The following is a 13,606-nucleotide window of genomic DNA, read 5'->3' on the forward strand; positions in this document are numbered from 1 at the left end:
AGAATTTAAAGCGATTTGCTTTCTGATTAATTTTCGATACTATGGAAGAGACAGACATTAATAGAGGTGAAATAGGTGAAATTTATACATACGGCGGACTGGCATTTAGGGAAGCTCGTTCATGGAGTTTATATGACAGAAGAACAAAAAGAAGTGCTGTACCAGTTTGTTAACATAGTAGAAGAAGAGAAGCCCGATGCGGTTGTGATTGCCGGTGACTTATACGACAGGTCTGTGCCGCCCACAGGTGCGGTGGAATTATTAAACGAGATGTTATTTAAAATAAACGTAGAATTGAAAACACCCATTGTAGCAATTTCCGGAAATCATGACAGTGCTGAGCGGCTGTCGTTTGGATCTTCTTGGTTTCAGCACAGTCAGTTTTATTTAAAAGGAAAGGTAGACGACCAATTTTCGCCTGTTCGGATTAATGGGGTTAATTTTTATTGTGTCCCATATGCAGAGCCAGGGATCGTCCGGCAGCTGCTTGGAGATGATTCCATTCACTCTCATCAAGATGCCATGAAGGCCTTAATAGGAAAAATAGAAAAAGAAATCAATCATCGGGAAGTGAATGTATTTGTCGGTCATGCATTTGTTCTAGGCGGGAAAACGTCAGAATCGGAAAGAACATTATCGGTTGGAGGGTCTGGATGCGTCGGAGCTGAGTTATTCGCTCCTTTTCATTATACAGCGCTTGGTCACTTGCATAGTCCAGATGCCATTAAACATGAGACGGTTCGTTACTCTGGGTCATTATTAAAATATTCATTTTCTGAAGCGAAACAGCGCAAGAGTATTTCTATCGTGACAATCGATGAAAAGGGTGTCTTCTCTATTGAAGAAAAAGTACTTAAACCAAAGAGAGATATGCGGATCATCGAAGGAACGATGGAAGAATTGCTAGATCCTGTCCGCATTCAAAGCGAGCAGACCGAGGACTATTTAAAGGTAACTCTCCTTGACCGTGGAGCGATCGTTGACCCGATGGGAAAGCTGCGTCAAGCGTATCCTAATGTTTTGCATTTAGAAAGACAATTAGATGTGATAGATGAGCGTAAAAAAGAAAGCTATGGGATGAAACGGGAAGAAAAAAAATCCGAGCTCGATCTGTTTGCTGATTTCTATTACCAGATGACGACGGATTCGTTTACGGCTGAAAAAAGAAAAGTGATGGAAAGAGTGATTCAGGAGGCCTTATTGGAGGTGAATCAGAAATGAAACCAATTAAATTAACGATGCAGGCATTCGGTCCGTATGCTGGAAAGGAAGAGGTTGACTTTAGAAAACTGGAAAGCCGGAAGATGTTTGTCATTTCCGGAAAAACAGGTTCCGGTAAAACGACAATCTTTGATGGAATTAGCTTTGCTATATACGGCCGAGCGAGCGGTGAGGAAAGAGCAGGAAGTGATTTGCGCAGTCAATTTGCTAAAGATGATGTATTAACGGAAGTCGGACTGGAGTTTTCGCTAAAAGGCCGTACTTATGAAATTTATCGCTCTCCGCAGCAGGAAAAGAAAAAGGAGCGGGGAGATGGGTTTCGAATCGTGACAGCGAAAGCGGAACTATATGAAATCAGCAGCGAAGGAGAAAAAAAACTGCTTGCAGCGAACGTTCGCGATGTTGATGAGAAAGTCAAAGAAATCATTCAGCTTGATGCTAATCAATTTAGACAAATATTAATGATTCCCCAAGGGGAGTTCAGGAAACTGCTCGTTTCTGACAGCAAGGAGAAGGAAAAAGTGCTGCAGCGTTTGTTCCATACTCAGTTTTATAAATTAATAGAAGATAAGCTGAAGCAAGAAGCAGATGACTTAGTAAAGAAAGTGGAGAGTAAACGAAAAGAACGGTCTCAATTAGTAGACAGCATCGAGCCGGCAACAGCGGAAATGATCGACTTGCTTAAGCAAGAGCCTCGGAATGAAACAGCGGTGCTGGCTCAATTAAAAATAGACATTCATTTTTTAGTGAACAAATTAGAGGAAATGAAAGAGAAAATGGATCAGCAGCAGGCGGTCCGGGATGAGCTGACTAAAAATATTCATCAGGCGAAGCATATTATTCAACAAATGACCCGCAAGGAAGAATTAGAAGCGGAGAAAAAGGAACTAGAATACAAAAAGTCTGAAATCAAGAAAAAAGAGGAAGAAATAGAGTGGGCTGGAAAATCTCAAAAGCTTGAACAGCAAGAAGACTTATGTATGAAAATGAAAATAAATCTAGATAAAGACGAAAAAAGAGCAGAAGAAATACGTCTAACATATGTAAATAATCAAAAAGTGCTTGAAAAGGCTCTTTTACGATGGAAAGAAGAAGATGCCAAAGAGGAAGAGAGAGAGCAGGCTGCAGAAGACTGGAGCAGGCTGTCAGCATTAAAAGAAGCTGTATGTTCGCTTGACGAGGAAAAAGCTGTCCTTCACCGTCTGAGCATGCAGGTGAAAGAGTACGAGCAAATGAGAGCGGCACTTTCCGCTCGATATGAACAAATGGAAACAAGACTGGAGCATTTGGACGCAGAATTAGCTTCACTTGATCATTGGCAGCAGGTTGTTTATAACGAAGAAAAAAGAAAACAGCTAGCTGAGATGCAGGGAAAGATTATTGATAAGATCGAAAAAGTCAACGAGCGAATCCGTCATTTAACAGAGAAGGAACAGCAGCAGAAGCAGCTCAATGAACAGAAGGTGCAGCAGGTAGAAGTGGCTAAGCGATATGTGGAAAAACTAGAAGTAAACTGGCAGAAACAACAAGCAGGCATTCTAGCCCAGTTATTAGCTGTGGGAGCGCCCTGCCCCGTCTGCGGCTCTGACAATCATCCCCACCCAGCGGAAGCTCATGCAGATGCACCGACAAAAGATGAAATCGAAGCGGCCAAGCAGGAAGCGGCACGTCTGGAAACAGAACAGCAAAAAAATGCACATGAACTTTCTCATCTTCAAATTCATGTACAAAAGGAAGAAGAGGTGCTGGCGGAGCTGATGAAAGAAGCTGCAGAGGCCGATCTCGAAATAAATGGGATCAATACAGCCGGCCAAAAAGAGCAGTTATCCGCTGTGGAAGCAGCTGCAGAAAAGATGATTCAACAAGCTCAACAAAAGCTGCAGCAAAAAAGGGAGTGGACAGAAGAACGGAGTCAGTTGAACGGACAATGGAAAAAACTGCGCGAGGAAGCAGCTGACTGTCAGCATCATGAGACGAAAGCGCGTGAGTTATATGCAGGCAAGCAGTCGCAGGTAAAAGAGCTGTTAAAGAATATCCCTGAATCCATTCGACAAAAGGCAGCGTATGAACGTGCCGTCAAGCAGGCCGAAGAAAAGAAGCGTCAATTAGCGGCACAATTAGAAGCGGCTGTACAAGGAAAACAAGCTGCAGAAACGGCGCTCGCGGCAGCGGAAGCGGGATTAAACGAAATATGCAGCATCATCGCACAGCAAAAGGAACGGCTGGCAGCGGAACGCATACAGTTTAAACAACTGATGGAGGAAAATGGATTTCACGATTTCAAGCATTACATAGGCAGTAAGAGAACTGTCATTGAATTGAAGACGCTGCAGGAGGATATTAACGCGTTTAACGAGCAATTCCGTTCGGTATCAGATTTGCTGCAGGAATTTACGGAAAGCCTTGCTGGAATGGAGAAACCTGATCTTCCCTCATTGATAGCTAAAAAAGAGAGCATCGATAAGCAGATCGCTGAAAAAGATCAAGAGCGGCTTGCTGTCAACAATTTAATCAGCAATTGTCGGCGGATTAAAGATAGAGTGGAAATGATTAATGAGCAGCTGCTTGGATTAGAAGAAGAATACAGTGCGATTGGCCATCTTTATGCCATCACTCATGGGAAAAATGTACACAAGTTAACATTTGAAAGATATGTACTCGCTTCTTTTCTTGATGACATTTTAATAGTGGCGAATGAGCGGCTTGCTAAAATGACGAGCGGGCGTTATACGATGCACCGTAAAACTGACCGGGCTAAAGGGAATGCACAAAGCGGATTGGAATTATTGATTTTTGATCAGTACACGGGTCAAGAAAGACATGTGAAGACATTATCAGGAGGAGAAAGCTTCAAAGCAGCCCTTGCACTGGCGCTTGGATTGGCAGAAATTGTTCAGCGGTACGCAGGCGGCGTGTCTTTAGAAACGATGTTTATTGATGAAGGATTCGGTACACTTGATCCGGAGTCATTGGACCAGGCGATCGAAGCATTAATGGAAATACAAGATTCAGGCCGGCTTGTCGGTATTATTTCTCACGTACCAGAGTTGAAGGAAAGAATTGATGCTAGATTAGAAGTAATTTCGACACAAAGCGGCAGTCATACACGATTTCAATTATCCTCTACCTTCATTTAAAATGAAACTGCCATCAGTGAGGGCTGATAGCTAGTCAAATGGATCGGGCAGTTATGGAAAATGCATTGCTGCCTTTTCCTATTGGAAAGATTATATTAATGACGAGTGTTAGTTTTGCCGCTTTGCTGATTAGGGCGGAAGGCGAGCGCCTGCAGCGGAAATCAACAGGGGGGGAACAGAGCCAATGGAAATAATCTGAAGTCCTGAGATGGGGGACTTATTCCTAGTTAATCCGGGATACAAGGCATGAACCAGCGAGATCGTTCATAAATTATTCAGAATAAACAATGACCTGCTGTTGTAATTACCACCTACATGGAATAACATTACTAAAAATGCATTATAATATTATAGGAGGGACCATATTTGACGTACGCGCGTTTTTTACTATTATTTGCTGCTCTATCCATGCTTCTGCTTGCAGCTGGCTGCGGCAATAAAACGATCGAAAGCAATATGGATGTCAAAATGCAAGATTTTGAACATACCAATCAAAATAACGAGAAAGTCAATCTTAGTGATTTAAAAGGAACGGTTTGGCTTGCTGATTTGATTTTTACGAATTGCACGACGGTCTGCCAGCCGATGACAAAAAACATGGCAGACATTCAAAAGATGCTTGAAAAAGAAGGAGTGGACGACTATCGCATCGTTTCATTCAGCGTTGATCCCGAGGTCGATACACCTGAAAAGTTAAAAGAATATCTTTCTTACTTTGAGGCTAATGAAAGCAAATGGGACCTGCTTACAGGCTACGAGCAAGAATACATTCGAGAATTTGCGGAGAAAAATTTTCAAACACTTGCTATACCTGATCCTAATTCTGATCAGGTGATGCATGGTACGAGTTTTTATTTAGTTAATAAAGAGGGAACCGTTGTGAAAAATTATGATGGAGCAGCAGATGTTCCTTTCGAAGAAATTGTTCAAGATGTAAAAACGTTGGTTGAACAAGAGTAATTATTTTTATGTAAAGAGTTGTCTTCCAAGAACGGTAAGACAGCTCTTTCTTTCATAAGGGGGTTATTGTCGAAATATAGGATAGTAAAAGATAAAAAAAGTACTTGACTTTTTTGAAATTTAACAAAAAATTCACAATCATTTAATTGATTTTTTCGCCTAATTTGTATAATATAATTACACAGGAACTTTTCTGAAAATTTTAAAAGGGGTGAAACTTATGAAGTATGGTGTTTACAAATTCGGATCATTTAACCATATTAAGTGTGAATGCGGGTGGGAAGGAGTCCGCGCTGATTTAAAGAAAGCGTTCGTGGTTCTTGAGCAAACGAAGTGCGGCTCCATTTTTGACGCAGAAGACGTATATATTTGCCCGAATTGCGATTCAAGAAAGTATTAATCAATCTCCCGATCAATTGCCTTCTAGTATTCATTTCCCATATGCCTGCCAATCTATTAGATTGCCTGCCGATTTCTTACTTTCAGTCTTTTAAACGGAGTGTGCCTATTCATGGCGGCTCCGTTTTCCTATTAAAGGGGAAGTATATTGATGTTTTTGCATAATTGCCTCTTTATCTATACATGTGCTGTCAATAAACTAAAAATAGCTTTCAAGTTGGGCGCTTCAATACTATAATTGTTTATACAAAATGAAATCAATGAAAGAAAGTGGTCATATGCAAAAAGTAACCGGAAATTTCTTTTCTAAAGAGTATGAATCTCTTGAGGTACTCGCTGATTTGATCAGTGAGGAGCTTGAATGTCCTATTACAATAGAGGATGCTAACCATCGCATCATTGCATACAGCCGGCATGAAGATGAAGTTGATCCTGCTAGAATTGCCACAATTATGCGCAGGCGTGTGCCAGAAAACATCATCAATAGCTTATGGAAAGCTGGAGCGATCCCAAAGCTGTTTGAGAATGAAAAACCGGTCATTATTCCCCGGATTGACCAAGTTGGACTCGGTGAACGGGTAGCTATTTCCGTGCGCAAATATAATGAAGTGGTCGGTTTTATTTGGGCACAGCCGCGTGTACCCTTTACTGAAGAGAAGATTATGATTTTACAGGAAGCCGCAAAAGCTGTTAAAAACCAGTTAATCCAACATCAAAAGCAAAAAAAAGAAACGGAAAAGAATTATCAAGAACTTTTTTGGAAGCTATTAACGGGTCATTTTACTAGACTGAGAGATTTAGAGCAAGTGAGCGAGCGCCATCATTTAAGCTTAAAAGGATCACTCGTTGTTATCGTGATTGATTTTCCACAGCCAATTAATCAATCCATTGAACAGCAAATGAATTATTTAGTGGAAACCATCCAGCAGCTGCCTGTGATCGCAAGAACGTTTGATAACAATCAGATGATCCTGCTTGCAAGGCTGCCGGAAAAAGAGCAGACAGGAAGCTTGTCCGATTTTGTTGAAAGTTTTATTACTAAAATCAATGAACGCCAGCAAATAGAGGGGGTTTCAGCCGCTTTAGGAAGCGTGACTGACAATCCGCTTGAGTTATCCAGAAGCTATCAAGAAGCGCTGTCCGTTTTAAAAATGAAACAGCAATTTCCGGTGGCTGCAGCTTCTATTTATAGTTATGAAAAGTTAGGTGTATTTCAATTTATTGAAGATCTCGCTGTCAGCAGAAAGAAATCAGGTTATGAAAATCCAATGATTAACAAGCTGGCAGCATATGACCGTGACCATCATTCCAATTTACAAGAAACGATTTTTATTTTTTTACAGCACGATGGCAATATGAATGATGCAGCCAAAGCTTTGCACATCCATGCGAATACACTCGCTTACCGGCTGAAAAGGATATCGGAAATAGCCCAGCTTAATTTAAAGGATGCCAATCAAAAAATTACTTTATATTTGGATTTACTCATTCAACAGCTGGAAAAAGCTAACTTGTAAAAAATCACAAAAACATCTCCCTGAATTTTTCTTTTATAATGATGACATGAAATGGAATATGTCCTATTATGTACTTATACCGAAAATAAGGGGGATGTTCATATGATTATTGGTGTTCCTAAAGAAATTAAAAACAATGAGAATCGCGTTGCTATCACACCCGCTGGCGTTAGTACATTAGTTGGAGCAGGACACAAAGTGTTAGTAGAAAAAGACGCAGGAATTGGAAGCGGTTTCACTAATGAGGAATATCAACAGCTTGGTGCAGAACTGATTGAATCAGCTAAAGATGTATGGGGTAAAGCTGATATGGTACTAAAAGTAAAAGAGCCAATTGAATCAGAATATCAGTACTTCCGTAAAGACTTATTGTTATTTACGTATCTTCACCTTGCAGCAGAGCCTGATCTGACAGAAGCGCTCGTAACGAGCGGTGTAACAGGCGTAGCATATGAAACAGTTTCGGTTAATCGTACTCTTCCTTTACTTTCTCCAATGAGTGAAGTAGCTGGCCGTATGTCAGCACAAATTGGTGCACAATTCCTTGAAAAGAACAAAGGTGGCAAAGGTATCCTTCTTGGCGGAGTACCAGGGGTTAAAAAGGGGAAAGTAACAGTGATCGGCGGTGGTGCAGTTGGAGCTAACGCAGCGAAAATTGCTTCGGGACTTGGAGCGGATGTAACAATTATTGATTTAAATGCGGATCGTCTGCGTCAGCTTGAAGAAATTTTTGGTTCCAGTGTCCAAACGTTAATGTCCAGCCCATTTAATATTGCGGAAGCGGTCAAGGAATCTGACCTTGTGATCGGTGCAGTATTAATCCCGGGATCTAAAGCGCCTAAGCTTGTCACAGAAGAAATGGTAAAAACAATGTCTCCAGGCTCTGTCATTGTCGATGTGGCAGTAGACCAGGGCGGTATTTTTGAAACAGTTGATCACGTAACAACACATGATAATCCAACATATGTAAAGCATGGTGTTCTTCACTATGCAGTGGCGAACATGCCAGGAGCTGTTCCACGTACGTCAACGGTCGCTTTAACGAATGTGACAATTCCTTACGCTCTGCAAATTGCTAACAAAGGGATTGAGAAAGCAATTAAGGACAACCCTGCATTGAAACTGGGTGTCAACACTTATCGAGGCTATGTAACATATGAAGCAGTAGCTAAGGATCTTGGATATGAATACAAAGCGATCGATGAATTGACTTGTACGGTGCACAGTAACTTGTAAACAGAGGAAAGTGTTTTTATAAATATATGTGTAAACGACTGTCCCGAAAATTAGTGAATCACTAATTTTCGGGACAGTCTATTTTTGGGTAGGGGGATAAATGCTAATAAAGAATGGTCTGCCGAGGCACTCTATCGGATTGTTGCCAAATGCTTATGTTCGTCTGCCTATGGTGCTAATAATAACAGTTCCAATAAGAAAATTCCCCATACATGCAATTATTAATATAAAAACCTCTTAATTAGTTTTAAACAATATCCGACAATTTTCTTTTTTTTATGAGAGACTTCCTTTGCGTGCATACATTCTTCCACTGTTTTGGTATATAATGATACATAAATGATTTGAACAGATTGGACGGATTAACTATGATAGAAGGCAGGCAATTAGCACATTCACTCGTATCCCTAAAAGGGACACATTTACGTTTTGTGTATGTTATGCTTCATGATTTAAACTTTTGGGATCTCATTTCTTCAAAAACGAAAGAACTTGTTTCGAGAGAGCAGTCTGCTCATTTTTATAACTGGATCAAGCGGGAAGCAGATAAATTAAACGTAGTGGAAGACCATGAGCTGCAGCTTGATTTATTACTTGAATTAAGCAGAGCCTTAAAACTTCCGATGCGTTCACTTGATGATCATTATAGAACGATTAGACAATGTGAAGAGATCATCGAAGAGATGTTTCAACAACTACAAAAACAATATAAAGGGTTCTCTCAAACATTTGAACGGTTTCCTGCAAGTAATCAAACAGAGTTTCTCGTTCATTGGGAAATGACGGAATTATACTCTCATATCAATGCCCGACAGCAAAAAGAGGAGAAAGAACTACCATCTATGATTTGGGTGGAGGAGATTTTGAGTTTTATCCAGCGGCTCCCATCTTATCAGCAAGAGCAAATTAAACAGCAAATGCACATAGATGAGTGGACGACAAGCGAATTAGAAAAGTCTTTGATGGAAGATACATTCCTTGTTTTTACTGCCATTGTGGAAAAAACAGGATTTGGTTTTTATAAATATTTGCTTCAGTGTTTTTCAAGCGAAAGCCCATCGGCTTCTCAAGAATCACAAGAGCCAGCTTATTTTTCGTGGATGACCAATCCCGATTTGCTTTTATCCCTTATTTTTAAAAGTGGCGGCTTGTTTTATCGGTACCAGAACATTCTTTTTAATAAAGGTTTGCTGCCTGTCGTATTACTTGAAACAATATTGCCCTATTTGGCAGACAGCAGGACAGAATCAGAAGATCATGAAGAGCTTGCAGTTATTACTCATTCATGGAACAAGCGCTTGATTAATTATAAGAAGATGCTTCGCTCAGTGAATGAAATGGTGCAGAAGCAAAACGACTGGAAAAAGGGACTAGCGATTCTTAAGGAAGAGCTGAAAGAGGAAGAGGCAGCATTTGTTCAAATAGATACTTATAATAAACAGCTATATCATCAGCTGACGCAGCTGTTAAAAAAAGATCCGGCGCGGCCGTATTTCGGCGAGCTTAGTGTGAAAAATAATCGGCTGCAGGAAAGTTTAATGAAGCTTGAAGTGAAGTTAGCGAAGCAGCAGAACGCAAAGCGGGGAGTGATCAAGTCTGTCTCCTCGTTTATTAAATCTGGTTATTATCAGACTGAGAAAGTCCAGCTTGAAAAGAAAATTGATAAAGTTTTCAACGAGATGACTCTATTAGTGTTAGAAAAATACCACGACTACGAACCGCAGCTGATTTATGAAATACATCGTTCAAACGACCAACTGGCAGAAGTCGATCGCAATAAACAGGAAATACAGCGTAAAATTGAAAAGTTCGAAGAAAAATTGGCTGAAGTAAAGCGTCAGGAAAAGGAAATGAGAGAGAATATTTCAGCAGCTGAAAAACGGACATATGGATTGTCGCAAATATATAGAAGTGAGATGGAAAAAGAAACAACTTCTTATGTTAATCATCCGTAATTGTGCAGCACAGACAGGTTTGAATCCTATTGTACGTTTAGGGTGGAGCTGGAACAACAGAGACAGTTGATGAAGAGAAGCTTTCCATGAAATAAGACTTTAGACAGGCTGTCCTGCCAGGCGCAGGGCGGTCTTTTTTTAGAATATATCATTAGTGCTTGCGTATTCTCTGTTACTTCCCTAATATAGATGCGAACCGATTTTATATTTTAGGAGAACAACATGAAAAGAAGAAAATTAAAGAAATCAGTAAAAAGAAAATTGTTCTTTCTGTTATTTATGTTTGCTATATTGTACGTGGCGGTCAGTCAAAAGAATGGATCGGCCAACCTCATTTTTGAATCACCTGTCCCACAGGAATTCATTCCAATATATAAAGCAGCGGAGCAAGAATACGGTGTGCCATGGGAACTATTGGCTGCCCATCACCGGGTAGAAACGAGGTTTTCCAAAATGGATCCTATGGTGTCACCGGTCGGCGCAGAAGGACCTTTGCAGTTTATGCCATGTACTTTTGTGGGTTGGAGTCATCCGACGTGCAGCGGCCTCGGAAAAGGAGACATTTCTGATGAAGATAAAGTCAACCCAGCTGTTATTGAGAAATATGGCGGCTACGGTGTCGATGCCAATGGTGATGGAAAAGCAGATCCTTACAATTTGGAAGACGCTGTTTTTAGTGCAGCTTCCTATTTAAAGGCACACGGAGCTGCCGATGGTGAGTTGAAGGAAGCGATCTATGCTTATAATCATAGTCAGCAATATGTAGACGAAGTGCTTCATTATTTTTACACATACACATCAAAAGAATAAGAGTCAGGGGGAAGAAATGTATGGTGATCAAAAAGAAAGGGTCTTTATTGATTGCCGTTTTTCTGTTACTTGGGGGTTGTACAGCGGTAGAACAGCCGGAAAAAACGGTAAATCAATCGTCCGAAATGGTGAGCGACCATGCAACAGAAGAGAGGGAGAATCTCTCTTCTGCAGTTGATTCGTCTGATTCGGATATAGCAGAGAAAAAAGAGTTGACAGGTATTGTTACTTATGTGGTAGATGGGGATACATTCGATATCAAGCTGTCGAATGGACAGGAAGAGCGCGTTCGCATGACACTCATTGATACACCGGAAACAAAACATCCGCGTCTCGGTGTTCAGCCTTTTGGTCCTGAAGCCTCTGCTTTTACTAAAAAGTTATTAACTGATAAGAAGGTATCTTTAGAATTGGATGTACAAGAGCGTGACCGTTATGGACGTGTTCTTGCCTATGTGTGGCTTGATGGTCAATTAGTGAATGAGCAGCTGATTAGGAAAGGACTGGCACGTGTAGCTGTTTTTCCACCGAATACGAAATATGTCGACCGTTTCGAAGAAGTACAGCAAAAGGCCCGCGAACAAAGGATGGGAATTTGGTCACTAGAAGACTATGTAACAGACCGCGGGTATAATACGGAAATAAAGAAAGAAGACAAGGCTGCTGCCCCAACAGGTGATTGTGAGATTAAAGGGAACATCTCAAGTTCAGGAGAGAAAATCTATCATATGCCCGGCAATCAGTCATACGAGGTAACTAAACCAGAGAAAATATTTTGTACAAAAGAGGAAGCAGAAGCAGCCGGATTTAGGGCAGCTAAAAGATAAAAGGGCGAACAACCTTCTATTAGCCTGTCTGTTGCCCGCACTTTTTTCTCCTTCGCACATAAAATGTGTTAATCACTGACTGTGGAAGGAGTAAAAAATGGATAATTATCGTAAGCAGGAAAAAAGATGTGGCATGACGGATAGAGAACGTGAAGAAAGAATGCGGCGTATTCACGAGTTTTGGTGGGGAAGCTGTCCAAGAAGAGAAGAAAGTTGTAAAAAAAGAGAAGATGATTGTAAAGAAAGTGAAAAGAATTGTAAGGGATGGCAAGGAAATTGTAGAGACAGGAAGTAGAACATAACAAAAAAAGCGGCCTTTTTAGGTCGTTTTTTTTGTTTGGCGGCAGATCTGAAAACAAGGAATGTTTCTTTCCATGAGAGAATGCAATAACACTTATCACATAATCAAAATAATAATTAACAAAAACTATGTTACGTTTAATCTAATTAATGTGGAGGTGATTGGGTTGGAAGCACAAAAAATACAAACGTACAAACAAGCCGGGCCAGGAAAAGAAGGGAAGTCCCGCACCGTTGTAAAAGGAGTCATGTTAACTTTATTTATTGCGGTTACTGCCAGCTTAATTGCTAAACTACCTTTTTTTAGCATAATGGGTATTATGATTTTATCCATCTTAATTGGGATGGCTTGGAAAAATACACTTCAAGTAAAGCCCGGCTATCAGGAGGGAATTCAATTTAGCAGTAAAGTACTGCTGCGGGCGGGAATTATCTTATTAGGCTTCCGCTTGAATCTGTTAGATATTGTGGCAGCAGGTTACGCGGTTCTAGTAACAGATATACTTGTTATTGCTTTTACGATGTCGTTTATTCTTTTGCTAGGAAAAGTATTTAAGCTAGACAAGCATTTGTCAATGTTAATAGCAGCGGGTACAGCTATTTGCGGCGCTGCAGCGATCATTGCTGTTGCACCGATCATTAAAAATAGACAAGAGCATACAGCGATTGCTGTTTCTTGTATCGCTATTTTAGGAACAATAGGTGCACTTATTTATATCTTCCTATTTCCTTATCTGCCAATTAGCAACTATGAATATGGCGTCTTAACAGGGGCAACCCTCCATGAACTGGCTCATGTTGTTGCAGCAGCTGTTCCGGGAGGAGTAGAAAGCAGTCAATCAGCTGTCATTGTGAAGCTAGGCAGAGTGCTTTTGTTAATACCAGTTGCTTTATTGATCAGTTTTGTTATTAACAGAAAAGAATTGACAGAGAAAGGTTTGAAAGGTCTGCCAATTCCGTGGTTTATTTTCGGATTTTTATTTGCCAGCTTTATTAACACATTAAATTTTATCCCAGATAGTGTTGTTGGCTATCTACTTCTATTAAGCACTTATTTGCTCGCTATGGGCATGGCAGGTCTTGGACTGAATGTCAATTATAAAGACTTTGCAAAAGAAGGTATTAAGCCAGTGGGAGTTGCTGTTGTTGGTTTCGTGGGTTTATTGGCACTTGCTCCGCTGATTTTATTCATCTTTCGCATGATTTAACTAAAAAATCTCCTCTCACTCCTTTATAATGAAAGG

General features: G+C 40.5%; 12 protein-coding genes. All 12 read left to right on the plus strand.

The genetic code is table 11. From position 1 onward, the window contains the following. The first annotated feature begins 75 nt into the window (after positions 1-75). Positions 76-1,221 carry an exonuclease SbcCD subunit D gene (locus tag QYG89_RS05330; RefSeq protein ID WP_404315315.1) on the plus strand — a complete coding sequence of 382 codons (1,146 nt, stop codon included), beginning with the start codon at positions 76-78 and terminating at the stop codon, positions 1,219-1,221. Continuing rightward, positions 1,218-4,358, plus strand: coding sequence for an AAA family ATPase (locus QYG89_RS05335; RefSeq protein WP_404315317.1), 3,141 nt, complete (start codon positions 1,218-1,220; stop codon positions 4,356-4,358). Before QYG89_RS05330 ends, QYG89_RS05335 begins: the two co-directional genes overlap by 4 nt. Before the next feature lie 53 nt (positions 4,359-4,411). Next, positions 4,412-4,552: a hypothetical protein gene (locus QYG89_RS05340; protein WP_404315319.1), complete on the plus strand. Its 141-nt coding sequence runs from the start codon at positions 4,412-4,414 to the stop codon at positions 4,550-4,552. Positions 4,553-4,766: 214 nt separating this feature from the next. Beyond that, the gene (locus tag QYG89_RS05345) at positions 4,767-5,318 is read left to right on the plus strand and encodes an SCO family protein (RefSeq protein ID WP_404315644.1); all 552 of its coding nucleotides are present in this window, start codon (positions 4,767-4,769) and stop codon (positions 5,316-5,318) included. Positions 5,319-5,538: 220 nt separating this feature from the next. After that, on the plus strand, positions 5,539-5,718 hold the full coding sequence (locus tag QYG89_RS05350) for a hypothetical protein (RefSeq protein ID WP_404315321.1): 180 nt from the start codon (positions 5,539-5,541) through the stop codon (positions 5,716-5,718). A 277-nt stretch (positions 5,719-5,995) separates the two neighbouring features. Next, positions 5,996-7,234: a PucR family transcriptional regulator gene (locus QYG89_RS05355; protein ID WP_404315322.1), complete on the plus strand. Its 1,239-nt coding sequence runs from the start codon at positions 5,996-5,998 to the stop codon at positions 7,232-7,234. Positions 7,235-7,336: 102 nt separating this feature from the next. Continuing rightward, on the plus strand, positions 7,337-8,470 hold the full coding sequence (gene ald / locus QYG89_RS05360) for an alanine dehydrogenase (protein ID WP_404315324.1): 1,134 nt from the start codon (positions 7,337-7,339) through the stop codon (positions 8,468-8,470). 368 nt (positions 8,471-8,838) lie between these two features. Continuing rightward, positions 8,839-10,425: a hypothetical protein gene (locus QYG89_RS05365; RefSeq protein ID WP_404315326.1), complete on the plus strand. Its 1,587-nt coding sequence runs from the start codon at positions 8,839-8,841 to the stop codon at positions 10,423-10,425. 222 nt (positions 10,426-10,647) lie between these two features. Beyond that, complete coding sequence (locus QYG89_RS05370) at positions 10,648-11,235, plus strand: lytic transglycosylase domain-containing protein (protein ID WP_404315328.1); 588 nt, start codon at positions 10,648-10,650, stop codon at positions 11,233-11,235. A 20-nt stretch (positions 11,236-11,255) separates the two neighbouring features. Further along, positions 11,256-12,062, plus strand: coding sequence for a thermonuclease family protein (locus tag QYG89_RS05375; protein ID WP_404315330.1), 807 nt, complete (start codon positions 11,256-11,258; stop codon positions 12,060-12,062). 97 nt (positions 12,063-12,159) lie between these two features. Beyond that, the gene (locus QYG89_RS05380) at positions 12,160-12,357 is read left to right on the plus strand and encodes a hypothetical protein (RefSeq protein WP_404315332.1); all 198 of its coding nucleotides are present in this window, start codon (positions 12,160-12,162) and stop codon (positions 12,355-12,357) included. Between the two features lie 172 nt (positions 12,358-12,529). Continuing rightward, positions 12,530-13,570 carry a YeiH family protein gene (locus QYG89_RS05385; RefSeq protein WP_404315334.1) on the plus strand — a complete coding sequence of 347 codons (1,041 nt, stop codon included), beginning with the start codon at positions 12,530-12,532 and terminating at the stop codon, positions 13,568-13,570. Positions 13,571-13,606: the final 36 nt, after the last annotated feature.

The sequence above is a fragment of the Bacillus lumedeiriae genome, assembly GCF_044891285.1.
Taxonomy (GTDB): domain Bacteria; phylum Bacillota; class Bacilli; order Bacillales; family Domibacillaceae; genus Pseudobacillus; species Pseudobacillus lumedeiriae.